At 69.8% G+C, this 17,789-nt stretch carries 19 protein-coding genes; 17 read left to right on the forward strand and 2 right to left on the reverse strand.

The window, feature by feature from the left end; genetic code table 11:
• Window positions 1-13 precede the first annotated feature (13 nt).
• From OG205_RS43655 to OG205_RS43710, 12 genes are all read left to right on the forward strand, one after another.
• Window positions 14-2,710 carry a hypothetical protein gene (locus OG205_RS43655; protein ID WP_330273609.1) on the forward strand — a complete coding sequence of 899 codons (2,697 nt, stop codon included), beginning with the start codon at window positions 14-16 and terminating at the stop codon, window positions 2,708-2,710.
• Window positions 2,707-3,501 (forward strand): HAD-IIA family hydrolase, encoded by a 795-nt coding sequence (locus OG205_RS43660; RefSeq protein ID WP_330273610.1) that lies wholly within the window; start codon window positions 2,707-2,709, stop codon window positions 3,499-3,501. Before OG205_RS43655 ends, OG205_RS43660 begins: the two co-directional genes overlap by 4 nt.
• Before the next feature lie 4 nt (window positions 3,502-3,505).
• Entirely contained in the window at window positions 3,506-3,673 is a 168-nt protein-coding gene (locus OG205_RS43665) for a hypothetical protein (protein ID WP_382428719.1), read from the forward strand.
• A 6-nt stretch (window positions 3,674-3,679) separates the two neighbouring features.
• Complete coding sequence (locus OG205_RS43670; RefSeq protein ID WP_330273611.1) at window positions 3,680-4,477, forward strand: TlyA family RNA methyltransferase; 798 nt, start codon at window positions 3,680-3,682, stop codon at window positions 4,475-4,477.
• A complete protein-coding gene (locus OG205_RS43675) occupies window positions 4,474-5,364 on the forward strand; it encodes an NAD kinase (protein WP_093604897.1) in 891 nt (296 codons plus the stop codon). Before OG205_RS43670 ends, OG205_RS43675 begins: the two co-directional genes overlap by 4 nt.
• 95 nt (window positions 5,365-5,459) lie before the next feature.
• Window positions 5,460-7,241, forward strand: coding sequence for a DNA repair protein RecN (gene recN / locus OG205_RS43680; protein ID WP_330273612.1), 1,782 nt, complete (start codon window positions 5,460-5,462; stop codon window positions 7,239-7,241).
• Window positions 7,242-7,313: 72 nt separating this feature from the next.
• The gene (locus OG205_RS43685) at window positions 7,314-7,919 is read left to right on the forward strand and encodes a hypothetical protein (RefSeq protein WP_330273613.1); all 606 of its coding nucleotides are present in this window, start codon (window positions 7,314-7,316) and stop codon (window positions 7,917-7,919) included.
• Window positions 7,912-8,520 carry a hypothetical protein gene (locus OG205_RS43690; protein WP_330273614.1) on the forward strand — a complete coding sequence of 203 codons (609 nt, stop codon included), beginning with the start codon at window positions 7,912-7,914 and terminating at the stop codon, window positions 8,518-8,520. Before OG205_RS43685 ends, OG205_RS43690 begins: the two co-directional genes overlap by 8 nt.
• On the forward strand, window positions 8,517-8,948 hold the full coding sequence (locus OG205_RS43695) for a hypothetical protein (protein WP_330273615.1): 432 nt from the start codon (window positions 8,517-8,519) through the stop codon (window positions 8,946-8,948). Before OG205_RS43690 ends, OG205_RS43695 begins: the two co-directional genes overlap by 4 nt.
• Window positions 8,945-9,385, forward strand: coding sequence for a hypothetical protein (locus tag OG205_RS43700; RefSeq protein WP_330273616.1), 441 nt, complete (start codon window positions 8,945-8,947; stop codon window positions 9,383-9,385). The genes OG205_RS43695 and OG205_RS43700 overlap by 4 nt, the downstream gene beginning before the upstream one ends.
• A 62-nt stretch (window positions 9,386-9,447) precedes the next feature.
• The gene (gene steA, locus OG205_RS43705; protein WP_330273617.1) at window positions 9,448-10,632 is read left to right on the forward strand and encodes a putative cytokinetic ring protein SteA; all 1,185 of its coding nucleotides are present in this window, start codon (window positions 9,448-9,450) and stop codon (window positions 10,630-10,632) included.
• Window positions 10,629-11,567, forward strand: coding sequence for a copper transporter (locus OG205_RS43710; protein WP_330273618.1), 939 nt, complete (start codon window positions 10,629-10,631; stop codon window positions 11,565-11,567). Before steA ends, OG205_RS43710 begins: the two co-directional genes overlap by 4 nt.
• 4 nt (window positions 11,568-11,571) lie before the next feature.
• Here OG205_RS43710 and OG205_RS43715 read toward each other — a convergent pair whose 3' ends face one another.
• Window positions 11,572-12,255: a hypothetical protein gene (locus tag OG205_RS43715; protein WP_330273619.1), complete on the reverse strand. Its 684-nt coding sequence runs from the start codon at window positions 12,253-12,255 to the stop codon at window positions 11,572-11,574.
• A 177-nt stretch (window positions 12,256-12,432) separates the two neighbouring features.
• Here OG205_RS43715 and OG205_RS43720 point away from each other — a divergent pair, with 177 nt between their 5' ends.
• Genes OG205_RS43720 through OG205_RS43730 form a run of 3 tightly spaced genes read left to right on the forward strand, consistent with a single transcriptional unit; the run spans window position 12,433 to window position 15,134 of the window.
• A complete protein-coding gene (locus OG205_RS43720) occupies window positions 12,433-14,115 on the forward strand; it encodes a CTP synthase (RefSeq protein WP_442916683.1) in 1,683 nt (560 codons plus the stop codon).
• Window positions 14,112-14,729 (forward strand): NUDIX hydrolase, encoded by a 618-nt coding sequence (locus OG205_RS43725; RefSeq protein WP_330273621.1) that lies wholly within the window; start codon window positions 14,112-14,114, stop codon window positions 14,727-14,729. The genes OG205_RS43720 and OG205_RS43725 overlap by 4 nt, the downstream gene beginning before the upstream one ends.
• A gap of 39 nt (window positions 14,730-14,768) precedes the next feature.
• Entirely contained in the window at window positions 14,769-15,134 is a 366-nt protein-coding gene (locus OG205_RS43730; protein ID WP_330273622.1) for a DUF2752 domain-containing protein, read from the forward strand.
• Here OG205_RS43730 and OG205_RS43735 read toward each other — a convergent pair.
• Entirely contained in the window at window positions 15,131-15,769 is a 639-nt protein-coding gene (locus OG205_RS43735) for an NINE protein (RefSeq protein ID WP_330273623.1), read from the reverse strand. The genes OG205_RS43730 and OG205_RS43735 overlap by 4 nt on opposite strands.
• Before the next feature lie 53 nt (window positions 15,770-15,822).
• Here OG205_RS43735 and ald point away from each other — a divergent pair, with 53 nt between their 5' ends.
• Both ald and xerD read left to right on the forward strand, forming a co-directional pair.
• Window positions 15,823-16,893 (forward strand): alanine dehydrogenase, encoded by a 1,071-nt coding sequence (gene ald / locus OG205_RS43740; protein WP_330273624.1) that lies wholly within the window; start codon window positions 15,823-15,825, stop codon window positions 16,891-16,893.
• 8 nt (window positions 16,894-16,901) lie between these two features.
• Window positions 16,902-17,777, forward strand: coding sequence for a site-specific tyrosine recombinase XerD (gene xerD, locus OG205_RS43745; RefSeq protein WP_442916866.1), 876 nt, complete (start codon window positions 16,902-16,904; stop codon window positions 17,775-17,777).
• Window positions 17,778-17,789: the final 12 nt, after the last annotated feature.

The following is a 17,789-nucleotide window of genomic DNA, read 5'->3' on the forward strand; positions in this document are numbered from 1 at the left end:
GTAGGAGGATTTGGTGTCCAGGTTCGGGGATCGTCCCGGCGACCGTCAGCGTGGCCAGGGAGACCGACCGCGCCATTCCGACGGTGGCCGTCCATCAGGCGACCGCAAGTTCAGCAGCAGCAACAACTCCAGCAGCAACTCTCAGCGCGGTGAAGGCTCCGGCGACCGCACCAACAGCGGCGACCGTCGAGACAACCGCGCCGGCTCCAGTGACCGCGGCGGTTACCGCGGCCAGGGTTCCAGCGACCGCGGCAGCTACCGCAAGGACGACTCCGGCGACCGCGGTGGCTACCGCGGCGACCGTTCGAGCGACCGCAGTGGCTCCAGCGATCGTGGTGGCTACCGCGGCAAGAGCGACTCGGGCGACCGAGGCGGCTATCGCGGCCAGGGCTCCGGTTCCGGTGAGCGCAGCGGTTTCCGCAGCGACCGCCCCGGATTCCGCAAGGACGATTCAGGTGACCGCGGCGGTTACCGCGGCAAGAGCGATTCAAGCGACCGCGGTGGTTACCGCAAGAGCGAGTCCAGCGACCGTGGCGGCTATCGCGGCCAGGGTTCGAGCGACCGCCCCGGCTACCGCAAGGACGACTCCGGTGACCGCGGTGGCTATCGCGGCAAGAGCGATTCCGGCGACCGCGGCGGTTACCGCAAGAGCGACTCGGGTGACCGTCCCAGCTTCCGCAAGGACGACTCGGGCGACCGTGGCGGTTACCGCGGCAAGAGCGAGTCGAGCGACCGTGGCGGGTTCCGCTCCGGCGACCGTGCCGGCTCGGGCGAGCGCGGTGGGTTCCGCAAGAGCGACTCCGGTGACCGTGGCGGTTACCGGGGTTCCAGCGACCGCGGCGGTTTCCGCAAGAGTGAGTCCAGCGACCGTCCCGGTTTCCGCAAGGACGACTCGGGCGATCGCGGCGGCTACCGCGGCAAGAGCGAGTCGGGTGACCGTCCCAGCTTCCGCAAGAGCGAGTCGGGCGACCGTGGCGGCTATCGCGGCCAGGGTTCGAGCGACCGTGGCGGCGACCGCGGTGGTTACCGGGGCGAGCGCTCCGGCGATCGTCCCAGCTTCCGCAAGGACGATTCAGGCGACCGCGGCGGTTACCGCAAGAGCGAGTCGAGCGATCGCGGCGGCTTCCGCAAGAGTGAGTCCGGCGACCGTCCCAGCTTCCGCAAGAGCGACTCGGGTGACCGCGGCGGTTACCGCGGCAAGAGCGAGTCCAGTGACCGCGGTGGTTACCGCAAGAGCGACTCTGGCGACCGTCCCAGCTTCCGCAGGGACGACTCCAGCGACCGCCCCGGCTACCGCAAGAGCGACTCGGGTGACCGTCCTGGCTTCCGCAAGAGCGAGTCGAGCGATCGCGGTGGCTACCGCAAGAGCGATTCCGGTGACCGTGGCGGCTCGCGTTCGAGCGACCGTCCCGGCTTCCGCAAGGACGACTCGGGCGACCGCAGTGGCTACCGCAAGAGCGAGTCCAGTGACCGCGGCGGCTTCCGCAAGGACGACCGGGGTTCCAGTGACCGCGGCGGTTACCGCAAGAGCGACTCGAACGACCGCGGTGGGTACCGCGGCCAGGGTTCGAGCGATCGCGGTGGCTACCGCAAGGACGACTCGAACGACCGTGGCGGCTACCGGAAGAGCGATTCCGGCGACCACCGCAACGACGAGCGTTCCGCCCCGCCGCGCGACGACCGTCGTGACGAGCGCAGCCGTGAGCGTGCGGCGCGCTTCCAGGGGCGTCAGTCGGAGCCGGAGACCACAGGCAAGGACGGCGCCGAGGCGTCTGCCGAGGTGACTCCGGCCGCCGAGCGCGCCGGGTACCGCCTGGGCGACGGCGCCGCCGCCACCCGCGCGGCTGCCGGTCGTGAGCCGGCCGCTGACGCCGAGGTCGTCGCTGAAGGCGCCGAGGTCGTCGAGACCGCGGTCGCCGCTGACAGCGACACCGAGGTCGACGCGGAGAAGCGGGACGACGAGCCCCGTGCGGAGCAGGACGACGCCGACAGCGCGGAGCAGCGCGACGAGGCGCCCGCGCCCCGTGGCGGACGGCCCGAGCTGCCGGAGGAAGCCGACCTGTCGCTGCTCGACCCGGAGATCAAGGCCGAGCTGCGCAGCCTGCCCAAGGGCCTCGCGGAGATCATCGGACGGCACCTGGCCGCGGCCGGGCTGCTGATCGACGAGGACCCGGAGCTGGCCCTGGAGCACGCGCGGTACGCGCGGAGCAAGGCTGCTCGCGTCGGTGTCGTGCGGGAAGCGGCGGGTCTCACCGCCTACTTCGCGGACGAGTGGGCCGAGGCGCTCAGCGAACTGCGGGCCGCGCGCCGGATGATGACCGGACCGGGCCACCTGGCGATCATGGCCGACTGCGAGCGGGCCCTTGGCCGGCCGGAGCGGGCGATCGACCTCGCCAAGGACCCGGCGGTCAAGGACCTCAGCCAGGAAGACGAGATCGAGCTGCGGATCGTCGCGGCCGGCGCTCGTCGCGACATGGGCCAGCTCGACGCTGCCGTGATCGCACTGCAGGGTCCTGACCTCGACCCGGGGCAGCGCAATCCCTACTCCGCGCGGCTCTTCTACGCTTATGCCGACAACCTGGCCGCGGCCGGTCGCATCGAGGAAGCCGTCAAGTGGTTCCTCAACGCCGCCGAGGCTGACGACGAAGGGGAGACGGACGCCGCCGAGCGCGCGTTCGAGTTGACCCAGGAGGAGACCCCGCAGCAGTGAGTGAGACGTTGCTCGACAGGTACGACGCGTTGCTGATCGATCTCGACGGCACCGTCTATCGAGGGTCCGAGGCCGTGCCGGGTGCCGCAGAAGCGATTGCTGCGGCCAGAAGCAAGGGCGTCGGGATCCGCTATGTCACCAACAACGCCTCCCGCTCACCGCAGATGGTGGCCGATCACCTCGTCGAGCTCGGGTTCGAGACGAACGTCGACGAGGTGAGCACCTCCTCGCAGGCAGGCGCGGCCATGCTGGCCGAACGGCTGCCGAAGCGATCCACTGTGCTCGTGCTCGGCACAAAGGCCCTCGAGGCCGAGGTGTTCAAGCGCGGACTCATCCCGACCGACACCGCGGAAGGCGCGGTGGCGGTCCTGCAAGGGCTGTCCATGGACCTCGGCTGGCGTGAGCTGGCCGAGGCCGCGGTGGCCATCCGCAACGGCGCGCTGTGGGTGGCGTGCAACGTCGACGCCACCCTGCCCACCGAACGCGGCCTCCTGCCCGGCAACGGCAGCCTCGTCGCGGCGCTGAAGACCGCGACCGACCAGGAACCGCTCGTCGCCGGCAAGCCCGCCACCCCGCTGCTCCAGCAGGCGGCGAAGGACCTCGGCGCGAACCGCCCGCTGGTGATCGGCGACCGGCTCGACACCGACATCCTGGGCGCGGTCAACGCCGGCATGGACTCGCTGCTCGTGCTCACAGGTGTGTCCACGGAGCAAGAGGCGCAAGCGCTTCCGGCTGAGCAAAGGCCCACGTATGTCGGCGCGGACCTGTCGGTACTCCATCGGCTACCGTAAGACCGTGAGCTACCCCCTGCCCGGACCTCCGCCCAACCCGGCTGACGCCATCGACGGCGCGCTGGAGAGGCTCGACGGGCTCGAGAACGTTCCCCTCGACGAGCACGTGGCTCGGTTCGACGCCGTGCACTCGACGCTCACCGACGCACTGTCGAGCATCGACAAGGTGTGATGCACAGTGCCTCGCAGGGTGCGGCTCGACGCCGAACTCGTGCGCAGGGGGCTCGCCAGGTCCCGTGAGCACGCCAGCCAACTCGTCGCGGACGGCCGCGTGAAGGTCCGCGGCACCGTCGCGACGAAACCCGCGACCGCCGTGGAGACCTCCGACGCGGTCGTCGTCAAGGACATCGGCAACGACCCGAACTGGGCCTCCAGAGGCGCGCACAAGCTCATCGGCGCGCTCGAAGGCTTCAAGATCGACCCCACCGGCAGGCGTTGCCTCGACGCCGGCGCGTCCACTGGCGGTTTCACCGACGTGTTGCTGCGCAAAGGCGCGCGTCAGGTGGTCGCGGCCGACGTCGGCAGGGGCCTGCTCGACTGGAAGCTGCAGACCGACGACCGGGTCGTGGTGAAGGACAAGACCAACGTCCGCACCCTTACGCCCGAGGACATCGGCGGCAAAGTTGAACTCGTGGTGGCTGATCTTTCGTTTATCTCGTTGAGGCTTGTGCTTCCCGCACTGGCCGCGTGCCTCGACGAGGAGGGCGACCTGCTGCCCATGGTCAAACCGCAGTTCGAGGTGGGCAAGGAACGCCTCGGCTCCGGTGGTGTCGTGCGTGAGCCCGAGCTGCGTGCCGGAGCCGTGCTCGACGTGACCAGGGCGGCAGCAGAACTCGGTTTGGCCGTGCACGGGGTCGTCGCGAGCCCGTTGCCCGGCCCGTCCGGGAATGTCGAGTACTTCCTCTGGCTTCGCAAGGGTGAACCCGTCCCTGCGGAGGAGATGGTGCGCACCGCCGTCGAAGAAGGGCCCCAATGAGGGAAGTCCTGCTGGTCGTCCACACCGGTCACCAGAGCAACATCGATCTCGCCCGTCAGGTCGCAGGCCGTCTAGCGGTCGGGGGCGTCACGACGAGGGTGCTCGACGACGAGGCGCGTGACCTCGGCCCGTCGTGCTGCACCAAGGTCGTGCCCGCCGACGACCACGCGGCCGAGGGCACCGAACTGGTGCTCGTCCTCGGCGGTGACGGCACGCTGCTGCGCGGCGCCGAGCTCGCCCGCCCGGCGCGGGTGCCGGTGCTGGGCGTGAACCTGGGCCGCGTCGGGTTCCTCGCGGAAGCCGACTCGGACGCGTTGCACGAGGCCGTCGGCCACGTGCTGGAGCGCGACTACTTCGTGGAAGAGCGCATGACGCTCGACCTCGTCGCGAAGGTCAACGGCGACGTGGTCGCGCAGACCTGGGCGCTCAACGAGATCACCGTCGAGAAGCTGATCCGCGAACGCATCCTCGACGTCGTCGTCGAGGTCGACGGCCGGCCGGTGTCGGCGTTCGGCTGCGACGGCGTGATCTGTGCGACGCCGACGGGCTCGACTGCCTACGCGTTCTCCGCCGGCGGACCGGTCGTGTGGCCGGACGTGCAGGCGATCCTGGTGGTGCCGAGCAACGCACACGCGCTGTTCTCACGACCGCTGGTCGTCTCGCCGAAGTCGCACGTGGCGTTCGAGATCGACTCGTCGGGCCACCCGGCGGCGCTGTCCGCGGACGGGCGGCGCACGTTCGAGCTGCCCGCGGGCGCGCGGATCGAGATCGTGGAAGGCGCGGTACCGCTCAAGGTCGTGCGGCTGCGCCAGGCGCCGTTCACGGACCGGCTGGTCGAGAAGTTCGCCCTGCCGGTGAAGGGATGGCGGGGACCATCGGCAGGCTGACCGCGCCGCTCGGCGCGTCGGCACTCGCTGGCTATGGTGCCCCCAGAGCAAGGATCCATCCGGAAATGTCGGACCCGACAAGTAAGGTTCGCCCTGTGCTGGCCGAGATGCGCATCAATGGCCTTGGCGTGATCGACGAGGCCACCCTTGAACTGGACCCCGGATTCACCGTAGTGACTGGTGAGACGGGTGCGGGCAAGACCATGGTCGTGACTGGATTGCACCTGCTCGGCGGTGGCCGTGCGGAGGCGTCGCGGGTGCGTACCGGAGCCGACAAAGCGGTGGTAGAAGGCCGCTTCCAGGCTCCGGCGGGCAGCCCTGCCGCGAAGGTGGCGGAAGAGGTCGGCGGTCAGGCCGACGAGGACGGGTCGCTGATCGCGATCCGCACCGTCGGAGCCGACGGCCGCTCGCGTGCCCACGTCGGCGGCCGCTCCGTGCCGGTCGGCGTCCTGTCCGAACTGGCGGAGCAGCTCATCGCCGTCCACGGCCAGAACGACCAGCTGCGTCTCATGCGCCCGACCGAGCAGCGCGCCGTGCTGGACCGTTTCGCGAGCGACGACGTGAGCGGGCCGCTGCGCGCGTACCAGGCCGTCCGCGAGGAGTGGCTGCGCGTCTCCACGGAACTGAAGGAACGCACCGAGCGCTCGCGTGAGCTCGCCCGTGAGGCCGACCTGCTGCGGCACGGCCTCGGCGAGATCGACGCCGTCGACCCGAAGCCGGGCGAGGACGTCGAGCTGCACGACGAGGCCCGGCGGCTTGCCGACGCCGACCAGCTGCGCGAGGCCGCTCAGGGCGCGCAGTTCGCGGTGTCCGGCTCGCTGGAGGGTGATCCCGACAATCCTGGCGCGCTCGGGTTGATCTCCGAGGCCGCTCGCCGGTTGTCGGCTTCCGAGGACCCGAAGCTGCGGGAGATGGAGCCGCGGCTGGTCGAGGCGGCGACGTTGCTGGCCGACGTCGGTGCCGAGATCTCCGGCTACCTGGATCATCTGGAGGCCGACCCCGGCCGGCTCGAGTCGGTGTTGCAGCGGCAGGCCGAGTTGAAGGCGCTGACCCGGAAGTACGCGGCCGACATCGACGGTGTGATCGCCTGGGCTGCTGACGCCAGGGCCCGGCTGGGCGGGCTGGACACGTCCGAAGAGGCCTTGAGCTCGCTGGCCACTCGGCGGGACGAGCTCGCCGTCGAGCTGGGTGCGCTGGCCGCTCAGGTCACGGCCGCCCGGGTCGAGGCCGCGCTGGAGCTGGGAAAGGCCGTCACCGAGGAACTCGACGGGCTGGCCATGCCGCACGCCTCGGTGGAACTGGCCGTCCGGCCTCGGCACGCTGAGGCCGGGGACGCCCAGGCGCTGGCCGTGGGCAGGTCGATCCTGCACGCCGGGTCGTCCGGAGTGGACGACGTCGAGCTGCGGTTGATCTCGCATCCCGGTGCGCCGGCGTTGCCGGTGCACAAGGGGGCCTCCGGAGGTGAGCTCTCCAGGGTGATGCTGGCGCTGGAGGTCGTGCTGTCGCACTCCGATCCGGTGCCCACCCTGGTGTTCGACGAGGTCGACGCCGGAGTCGGCGGGCGGGCCGCGGTCGAGGTCGGACGGCGGCTGGCTCGGCTTGCCCGGTCGCACCAGGTGATCGTGGTGACCCACCTGCCTCAGGTCGCCGCGTTCGCCGACCGGCACCTCGTGGTGGACAAGTCCGCTGACGGGACCTTCACGCGGTCCGCCGTGCGGAAGCTGGACGAGACGCAGCGGGTCGTCGAACTGGCGCGAATGCTGGCAGGCATGGATTCCACCGACACCGGCCGGGCCCACGCCGAGGAGTTGCTGGCCGCGGCCAAGGCGGACAAGTCCTCCGCGGCGGTGGTCCGGCGGCGCAAGAAGAAGAGCTGACCTCGGCTCCGCCTTCGTCATCGCGGTTGAGCTGAGCGGTCGCGGTGTGGCCTGTTTCGGCATGATGGGGGTGTGACCGTTACCGGATCTTTGACCACGCGCCGGGTGTTCGGGGCCGTGCTGGTGGTCGTTGCCGCTGGGCTGGGTGTGACGGCCACGTTCTTGTCCGCCTACACGGTGCAGGTCGTGGCCAACGGCCGGACGTGGCGGTTCGAGGCCACCTCGTGGGTGGTCGAGCGGGACGACTTCCGCGACCTGTTGTTGCTGGAACCCCTGGAGTTCGGGGAGCCCGCTGTGGCGGCCGCGCTCGTCATGGCGCTGGCGGCGGTACTGGCCTTTCGGGTTCCCGCTGTCCGGGTCGGGTCGTTGCTCGGCGCCGGAGTGCTGGCCGGGGTGGCCTGGTCCGCTGTCACTCGGGTGCAGGGCGTGATCGACAGGCTGGCCGAGGTCGAGTCGCCGGCGACCATCGAGGTGGCGCAGGGAGACGGGGTCACGATGCTGATCGTGGCCGCGGGCCTGGCCGTGGTGGCGGCCGTGCTGCACCAGGAGCTTCCTCGGGCCGTGCCAGGGGACGCTGCCGGTGAAGGGGCTGTGATCCATCAGATCGACGACGAGGCGGACGACACCGACACACCGCCGTACGGGTATCCGGTGATCGTGGAGCCCAAGAGTGATTGAGCGTCGCAAGATCGCGTGGGTGCTGCTGGCGCTCGGGGCCGTGCTGGCGGTGATCGGGTCGATCCAGGACGTCTTCAGCACGGTCTACAAGGGGTTCGGGACCGATCTGCGCTCCACCTCGACCCTGTGGGTCACCACGTCGAACCCGCAGAACGAGGCGGTCGAACAGACCGCGCTCTTCGCCGCCGGGTGGCCAGTGGTGGTCGCGGCGATCATGATGGCGGTCGCCGTGGTGCTGCTGGCGCGTCAGGAGACCGCGTTCGCCGGACGGCCGCTGGCCATGGCCGGGGCCGGGGTGCTGGCCGGGATCCTGTTCCTCTACGTGTTCCAGTTGCGGGAACTGAAAGAGCTCATCGACTCCGAGCCGCCGCGCGGTGCCGGCAAGGACGAACTGCTCTACCACGACGGCTTCTACCTCCTGCTGGTCGCGGCCGTCGTCGGGCTCGTGGGCGCGGTGCTCGCCCAGCGGAGGAGTCCCGAGCCGGTGGTGGACGACGAGGACGAAGGGGACGGGGTGGTCGTGCACCAGCTCGACAGCGACGACGACACGCCTCCCTTCGGGATTGCGATTCCTGACGACGACGAGCGGGAGACCCGGTGATCGGGAGACCTACGGCGATCGCGTTGATCGCGGCCGGAGTGGTGCTGAGCGCTACGGCGATGGTGTTGCCGTGGTACTCGACGGCGTACGCCGGTGGCGTTGAGGTCGTGGTGCGGGCCTGGGGGACCGAGGTTCTCAACAAGCCAGGCGACTGGCCCGCCGGGGAGCTCTCGCCCTGGTACGGCGTGCCTGTCGTGGTGACGGTCGCGTTGCTCGTGGCCGGGATCTGGATCAACCGCGCGGCGCTGGCCGGGGCTGCCGGGCAGCTGGGTGCGGTGGGGGTCGTCTCAGCGCTCGTGGTGTCCGAACGCGGGCACGCGATCGAGCAGCAGGGGGACTTCGCGGTCGGGTTCGGGCTGGTTTTCCTCGTCGTGGGGACGTTGGTCGGGCTCGTGGGAGCTGTTGCGGCACAACGGGAGGCGGCGTGAGGAAGATCCTTGGCGTCGTGCTGCTCGGGCTTGCCGCGGTGGCCGCGGCCGGGGCCACGTTCCTGCCGTTCTCCGAGCTGCTGATCCGGCTTGCTCCCGGGCAGCCGCAGACCGCCTACGTCACCAGTGGGTGGAGCACGCACTTCGGTGGCACCGCGGATGAGCACGCACCGTTGTTCGGTATCCCGATCGTGGTGATGGCCGCAGTGGTGCTGGCGGGTGTTCGGTGGCGGAAAGTCGCCTTTGCCGGAGCGGTGGGGCTGGCGGGCGTCACCGGAATGTTGTTCGTGTATTTGCTGAACGCGATCAGCTTTCACCAGGAGGGCAACATCGCCATCGATCCGGCGCTGGAAGCCGGGTTCGGCAACGGTATTTGGGTGCTCATAAGTGCAGTGGTTCTCGCGTTTGGAGCCGTAGTAGTTCACCCCGACGACTGACCAGCGAGAAATGCCCGGCGTGCCTCACCTGTCGCGTGCGCACCGTGAGTCACTATCGGCTCATGAAGCTTTCCGGGCTGCTGAGCCGCACCAACCACGAACTTCCCGGTGTCACGGGCGTCGCGCGGGTTGATCGGCGCGCGAGCGACCTGGTGCGGCGCGTCAGTGCCGGTGACATCGCTGTGATGGACCTCGTCGACCTCGATCGGCGGACCGTCGAAGCGCTCGTCTCGGCCGAGGTCGTCGGTGTCGTGAACGCGTCACCGTCGATTTCCGGGCGGTTTCCCAACCTCGGGCCGGAACTGCTGATCGAGGCGGGCATTCCGCTGATCGACAACGTCGGCGCCGTCGCGCTGCGGGAGATCAAGGAAGGCACGAAGATCCGGCTGCACGAAGGAGTCGTGTACGCCGGAGAACGTGAGCTCGCCACAGGGATCGAGCAGAACGCCGAAAGCATCGCCGACGCGATGATCGAGGCGAAGGCCGGCATGTCGGCTCAGCTGGAAGCGTTCTCCGCCAACACCATCGAGTTCCTCCGCCGCGAACGCGCGCTGGTGCTCGACGGCGTCGGCGTGCCGGAGGTGTACGTGCCGATGCGCGACCGGCAGGTGCTCGTCGTCGCGGGCGGCCCGTCGCACGCGGAGGAACTGCGCAAGCTCCGCAAGTACATCCGCGAGTACCGGCCGGTGCTGATCGGCGTCGACACCGGCGCGGACACGCTGTACGACGCCGGGCTCAAGCCGGACATCATCGTCGGCGACCCCGACGGCATCGGCACCGCGTCACTGCGCGCGGCGTCCGAGGTGGTCGTGCCCGCGCAGACCGACGGCCACGCGCCCGGCCTGCAACGGATCCAGGACCTCGGCATCGGCGCGGTGACGTTCCCGGCGTCGGGCAACGCGGAGGACCTCGCGTTGCTGCTCGCCGAGGCGCACGGGGCGTCCCTGGTGGTGACGGTGGGGCTGCGCGCGACGTTGCGCGAGTTCCTCGACCGCGGGCACTCCGGTTCCAACCCCTCCACGTTCCTCACCCGGCTCAAGCTCGGCAGCAAGCTCGTCGACGGGGAGGCCGTCGCGACGTTGCACCGCAGCCGGGTCTCGCTGGGCGTGATCGTCCTGCTGGTGACCGCCGCGATCGCTGCCATGGCGGCGGCCCTCGCGGTGTCCGGCGTCGGTCACGTCTACGTCGACATCGTGGTCGACGGCTGGCAATCCGTCGTCAACTGGTTCAAGGGGTTCCTCTCGTGATCACGCTGCGCTACCACATAGTTTCGATCACCGCCGTGTTCCTCGCGCTGGCGGTCGGTGTCGTGCTGGGGTCGACCGCGATCAGCGGAAGGCTGCTCTCCGGGCTGAGCGACGAGAAGAACTCGTTGGCACAGCAGGTGAACGACCTGCAGAACGACCGCAACGCGTTGAACGCCAAGCTGACCGAGGCGGACAAGTTCGCCGCGTCCGTCGGCCCGCTGGCGGTCAAGGACCGGCTCACCGAACGCACGGTCGTCATCGTGACCACGTCGGACGCCCGTCCGTCCGATCGGGACGCTCTCGCCGGGCTGCTGAAGTCCGCGAGCGCCACCGTCACCGGCGAGATCCAGCTGACCGACGCGTTCGCCGACCCGTCGCGCGGCGATCAGCTGCGCGATCTCGTGGCACGGCTGCAGCCCGCAGGCTCGCAGCTGCCCACGGCCGCGGACCCCGGCACCCGCGCGGGCGGTCTGTTCGGGACGTTGCTGCTGCTCAACCCGTCCAGCAACGAGCCGCAGGCCACGGCCGACGAGACGGCGTCCGCGCTCGCCGGGCTGACGAACGCGGGGTTCGTGAAGGCGACCTCGGGCGTGAAGCCCGCACAGCTCGCGATCGTGCTGACCGGTGGCGCCGCGATCGGTGACTCGGCCGCGGACCGGGCGGCGACCGTCGCGCGCTTCGCCACCCAGCTCGACCGGGCCGGCGCGGGTGTCGTGCTGGCCGGCGCGAACGGTTCCGCGAACGGCACGGGCGCCATCGGCGTGGTCCGCGCGGACACCGCGGCGACGTCGATCCTGTCCACGGTGGACAACTCCGACACCCCGGCGGGCCAGGTCGTCGTGGTGATGGCGTTGCGCGAACAGCTGGAGGGCCGCTCCGGCCGTTACGGCGTGGCGGGCAACGCGGAGGCGTCCTCACCCGGCACAGCCGGCTAGAAACTCAGTGCTCGGTCGTCCACTCGCCGGGCAGGGCCTTCAGGAGCTGGTCCAGCGCGTCCGGCGTGCGGGCGCGGGCCCACAGCCACTGGCGGTCGTCCTCGCGGACGATCAGGTCGTCCGCGGCGAACCAGCGGGTGCCGGGACTGTGCAGCGGCAGCAGTGCGAAGTGATCTTCGAGCAGGGAGACGTCCGCCTCGGACGTCTCCCTGTCCGCTGTGTCGGCCCCGTCGCGGAACAGCGCCTCGGACAGCACCATCTCCACGCACGCCAGCGAGAACCGGGGCAGCCACGCGTCCCAGCGCTCCTCGGCCCTGTCCACGAGGTCGAGCTTGATCCGGACCTCCGGGTCGTCGCCGTCCAGCGTGGTGCCCCAGGCCGCGACCCACTGGTTCTCGTCGCGGAACACCAGGACGTCGTCGACCACGCGCAGTTCGGACGGCGTCAGCAGGCGGTCCTGGTTGCTGGTCAGGTCGGGACGCTTGCCGAACAGCGCCAGTGCCTCCTTCACCGCCTCGGGCAGCCGGACGAGCAGCTGCTCCTCGGTGGCGGCGAGATCCGACCGGTTCCAGCCGTCCTGCGGTTCCAGCGGCTCGGCCCACTCGGCCGCGAAACCCTCGATGAAACGCCACGCCGCCGAGCGGTCGTGCATGGCTCGTGCGGCGCTCCCCGCCACGTCGAAGGTCACGTGACAACGATTCCTGATCCCGGCGCGTGCCGTGGGAGTTCGGGAAAACCCCTCGCTGCGCCGATCGGGTGATGTGATCTGCCGGGTCGTGGTGCGCTGAGTGACCGGCGGCGTGTTAGCGTTATGGCCCGTGGATAGGGGGATTCGGCCCCCACGATTTTCACGGGAGCCCCGTTGGTGCAGCAGGCACGTACGACCAAGCACGTCTTCGTCACAGGGGGCGTCGCCTCCTCCCTGGGCAAGGGGCTCACTGCCTCCAGTCTCGGCCAGTTGCTCACCTCGCGCGGCCTGCGGGTAACGATGCAGAAGCTCGACCCGTACCTGAACGTGGACCCGGGCACGATGAACCCGTTCCAGCACGGCGAGGTCTTCGTGACCGACGACGGTGCGGAGACGGACCTCGACATCGGCCACTACGAGCGGTTCCTGTCGCGGGACCTGAGCGGCGACGCCAACGTCACCACCGGTCAGGTGTACTCCGAGGTGATCGCCAAGGAGCGGCGGGGTGAGTACCTGGGCGACACGGTCCAGGTCATCCCGCACATCACCGACGAGATCAAGCGCCGTATCAGGGCGATGGCCGAGCCGGACGCCGACGGCGTCACTCCGGACGTGGTCATCACCGAGGTCGGCGGCACGGTCGGTGACATCGAGTCGCTGCCGTTCCTCGAGGCGGCCCGCCAGGTCCGGCACGACGTCGGCCGCGACAACGTCTTCTTCCTGCACGTCAGCCTGGTGCCGTACCTGGCGCCCAGCGGCGAGCTGAAGACCAAGCCGACGCAGCACTCCGTCGCCGCGTTGCGGAACATCGGCATCCAGCCGGACGCGATCGTGTGCCGCGCGGACCGGGAGATCCCGGACGCGCTGAAGCGCAAGATCGCCCTGATGTGCGACGTCGACACCGACGCCGTCGTCGCGGCCGTGGACGCGCCGTCGATCTACGACATCCCGAAGGTCCTGCACGCCGAGGGCCTCGACGCCTACGTCGTGCGCCGCCTCGACCTGCCGTTCCGCGACGTCGACTGGACGGTGTGGGGCGACCTGCTGGAGCGGGTGCACAACCCGTCGGAGACGGTGAAGATCGCGCTCGTCGGCAAGTACGTCGACCTGCCCGACGCCTACCTCTCGGTCACCGAGGCGCTGCGTGCGGGCGGTTTCGCGCACCACGCCAAGGTCGAGATCAAGTGGGTGCCGTCGGACGAGTGCCAGACGCCAGAGGGCGCGGCACGGGCGTTGTCCGGCATGGACGCGGTGCTGATCCCCGGTGGGTTCGGCGTGCGCGGCATCGAGGGCAAGGTCGGCGCGCTGAAGTACACCCGCACGCGCGGTGTGCCGACGCTGGGCCTGTGCCTCGGCCTGCAGTGCATGGTGATCGAGGCCGCGCGGAACCTCGCGGGCATCGAGGACGCGAACTCCAGCGAGTTCGAAGAGGGCGGCACGCCGGTCATCTCCACGATGGCCGACCAGCAGGACGTCGTGGCCGGTCAGCGCGACATGGGCGGCACGATGCGCCTCGGCGCGTACACCGCCAAGCTCACGCCGGGGTCGGTCGTCGCTCAGGCGTACGGCGCGACCGAGGTGTCCGAGCGGCACCGTCACCGTTATGAGGTCAACAACGCGTACCGGGGCAAGCTCGCCGACGCCGGCCTGGTGTTCTCCGGCCTGTCGCCGGACGGCCGCCTGGTCGAGTTCGTCGAGCTGCCGGCGGACGTGCACCCGTTCTACGCGGCCACGCAGGCGCACCCGGAGCTCAAGTCGCGTCCCACGAAGCCGCACCCGCTGTTCGCGGCGTTCGTGAAGGCCGCGATCGACTACCGGGTGGCCGACCGCCTCCCCCTGACCGCGGGGGCCGGCAAGTGACCCGGCACGACTTCCGGACGGTCTCCAGCGAGGACGTGCACGTCGGACGGGTCGTCGCGCTGCGGGTCGACGAGGTCGAGATGCCCGGTGGCGGCACGGCCAAGCGCGAGATCGTCGAGCACATGGGCGCCGTCGCGGTCGTGGCCGTGGACGACGCCGGTGAGGTCGTGCTGATCCACCAGTACCGGCACGCGCTGGGCAGGCACCTCTGGGAACTGCCGGCCGGACTGCTCGACCACGACGGCGAGGAGCCCGTCGTCGGCGCCCGCCGTGAGCTGGCCGAGGAGGTCGGGCTCGACGCCGCGCGCTGGGACGCGCTGGTCGACACGGCCGCGTCTCCCGGGTTCACCGACGAGGTCGTGCGGGTGTTCCTGGCACGCGAACTGTCCGAAGTGGACCGTGACGTGCAGGGCGAGGAGGAGGCGGATCTGGAGATCCACCGCTTCCCGCTCGACGAGGCCGTGCGGATGGTGCTCTCGGGCGAGATCGTGAACTCGTCGGCGGTCGCCGGGCTGCTCGCGGCGCGTGAGGTGCTGGCGGGGCGGGCGGAGCCGCGTCCGGCCGACGCACCGTTTCGCGACAAGCCGACCCGGTTCGCCGCGCGCAGGAAGTAAGTTGGGCTGATGCAGACGCTGAAGGGTTCTCTCTCACGGATGAGAGGACCCCTCAGCGTGCTCGCGGCCGGCGCCGCGGGTGCCGTGCTTTTGCTGTTCGTCGACCCGAACCAGCCGGGCAACCTGTTGCCCAAGTGCCCCTTCAAGGCGCTCACCGGGCTCGACTGCCCTGGATGCGGGATCACGCGCATGGCGCACGCACTGCTGCACGGCGACGTGGTGGCCGCGTGGCATTTCAACGCCGTGCTGCTCGTGCTCGGTGTGCCGCTGATGGCCTGGCTCTTCACGCGCTGGACGGTGAGCCGCTGGAAGGGAGAACGGCGACCGGTGCCGGCATCGGTCGGATTCGCCGCTCTCGCCGTCATGCTCGTGTGGGGCGTGGGCCGCAACCTCGCCGGTGTCTAGCCCTTCAGCGGGCGTCCTTCCGCGTCGGTGCCACCGTTGATCAGGATGAGCACGCCGTCGATCAGCGACCAGATGCCGCAGCCACCGCACGTCAGCAGTTGGGCGACCGCGATTCCGGTGTCCCCCATGTAGAACCGGCCGATGCCGAAGTTGCCGAGGAACAGCTGGAGCAGGCCCGCGGCGATCTTCGACTTCTCCGAGTACGGCACGCCCGTGTACGGGTCGCGGCCCCACGGGGCGCCGGGGTCGTAACCCACGCCGTGGGGAACCATGCCGGGCGGCGGGACCGCGTACTGCGGGCCGGTGGGCGGCGGAACCGCGTACTGCGGCTGCGGGCCGGTGGGCGGCGGGTAGTACGCCTGGGTGTGCTGCGGCGCGTAGCCGGGCGGCGGCGGGGGCACGGCGGTGAACGGCACCGAGGGCGGCGCGAGGAACGGCGGGTGGGGCTGCGGCAGGTCGCGGAACAGCTCCGCGAGCTCGACGTAACTCTGCGCGCCGGACGCGCGGTTCACGCGTTCCTGGTACTCGCCGATGTCGAGCCGCGCCATCGCGAAGTGGTCGTTGAGCGCGGTGATCGCCTCTTCGCGCTGCTGGTTGCCGATGCGCTGCTGCTCAGGCCCGAATGCTTCTGACACGGCTGACCACGTTATCCGATGCAGCAGATCGATATCGGGAATACGCTGCGACGATGCTGGTCGGTGTCCCAAAGGAGATCAAGAACCACGAGTACCGCGTCGCGATCACACCGGCCGGAGTGGTCGAGCTGGTCCGTCGCGGGCACTCCGTCGTCGTCGAGCGCGACGCCGGTGCGGGCTCGTCGTTCCCCGACCACGAGTACGTGGCCGCCGGTGCGCGGATCGCCGCTTCCGCGGACGAGGTGTGGGGTTCCGCGGACCTGGTCCTGAAGGTCAAGGAGCCGATCGAGCCCGAGTACCACCGCATGCGCCGCGACCAGGTGCTGTTCACCTACCTGCACCTGGCGGCGTCGCCGTCGTGCACCGAGGCGATCGCGGCGTCCGGCATCACGGCCATCGCCTACGAGACCGTGCAGCTCGCGGACGGGTCGTTGCCGTTGCTGGCGCCGATGAGCGAGATCGCCGGGCGGATGGCCGCCCAGGTCGGCGCGCACTGCCTGGAACGGGCCCAGGGCGGGCGCGGTGTGCTGCTGGGCGGTGCTCCCGGCGTCGCCGCGGGCAAGGTCGCGGTGATCGGCGCGGGTGTGGCGGGGATGAACGCGGCGACGATGGCCGTCGGCATGCAGGCCGAGGTGATCGTGCTGGACAACAACGTCAACCGGTTGCGGCAGATCGACTTCACCTACCGCGGGCACCTGCAGACCATCGCGTCGAACGCCTACGAGGTCGAGAAGGCCTGCCGCTGGGCGGATCTCGTCGTCGGGGCCGTGCTGGTGCCCGGCGCGAAGGCGCCGAAGCTCGTCAGCAACGACCTGGTGTCGCGGATGCGCTCCGGCAGCGTGCTCGTGGACATCGCGGTGGATCAGGGCGGGTGTTTCGAGGACACGCGGCCGACGACGCACGACTCACCGACGTACCGTGTGCACGATTCCGTGTTCTACTGCGTCGCGAACATGCCTGGTGCCGTGCCGAACACGTCGACGTACGCGCTCACGAACGTGACGCTGCCGTACGTCATCGCGTTGGCGGACAGGGGTTTTGAAGCTGCGGTGGCGTCGGATCCGGCTTTGGCCAAGGGCGTCAACGCGCGTGACGGGAAGATCCTGTTGGAAGGGCTCGCGTGATTGCTGAGTTGGTGGCGACCTATCTCGACCACCTCGCCGTGGAACGCGGCACCGCCCGCAACACGCTCGACTCCTACACCCGTGACCTGCGCCGCTACACCGAACACCTGGAGTCCCTGGGTGTCACGGATTTGGGCGCGGTGACGGAGATCCAGGTGAGTGAGTTCCTCGCCGTGCTGCGCGAGAGCGGGCTCGCGGCGTCTTCTGCCGCACGGACGTTGGTTGCCGTGCGCGGGTTGCACCGCTTCGCACACCGTGAAGGCGTTGTGCCGCAAGACGTTGCACGGGCCGTGCATCCGCCGTCGCCGCCGAAGCGGCTGCCGAAAGCTTTACCGATCAATGAGGTTCTCACCCTCCTGGAAACTGTGGGAAACCTCAGGGACAAAGCGCTTCTGGAGCTGCTGTACTCGACGGGAGCGCGAATTTCCGAGGTGGTCGGGCTGGACGTGGACGACATCGACGCTTTCGAGCGGACGGTGCTGCTGGACGGGAAAGGAGGGAAACAGCGGCTGGTTCCGGTCGGGCGGCCGGCGTTGGCGGCGGTCGACGCCTACCTGGTTCGGGCACGTCCCGCGTTGGCGGCGAAGGGGCGTGGCACACCTGCATTGTTCTTGAATGCACGTGGCGGAAGGCTCTCCCGGCAGAGTGCGTGGACCGTTCTGAAGACCGCTGCGGAGCAAGCCGGAATCACGGCTGTGGTGTCCCCTCACACGTTGCGGCATTCGTTTGCCACCCATCTGCTCGAAGGGGGTGCTGACGTTCGGGTGGTGCAAGAACTCCTTGGGCACGCATCGGTTACGACCACTCAGGTGTACACACTGGTAACCGTTACGACTTTGAGGGAGGTCTACGCAACTGCACACCCTCGAGCCACTGGAACATGAGGCTTCCACGGG

The organism is Lentzea sp. NBC_00516, from assembly GCF_036346835.1.
Lineage (GTDB): Bacteria > Actinomycetota > Actinomycetes > Mycobacteriales > Pseudonocardiaceae > Lentzea > Lentzea sokolovensis.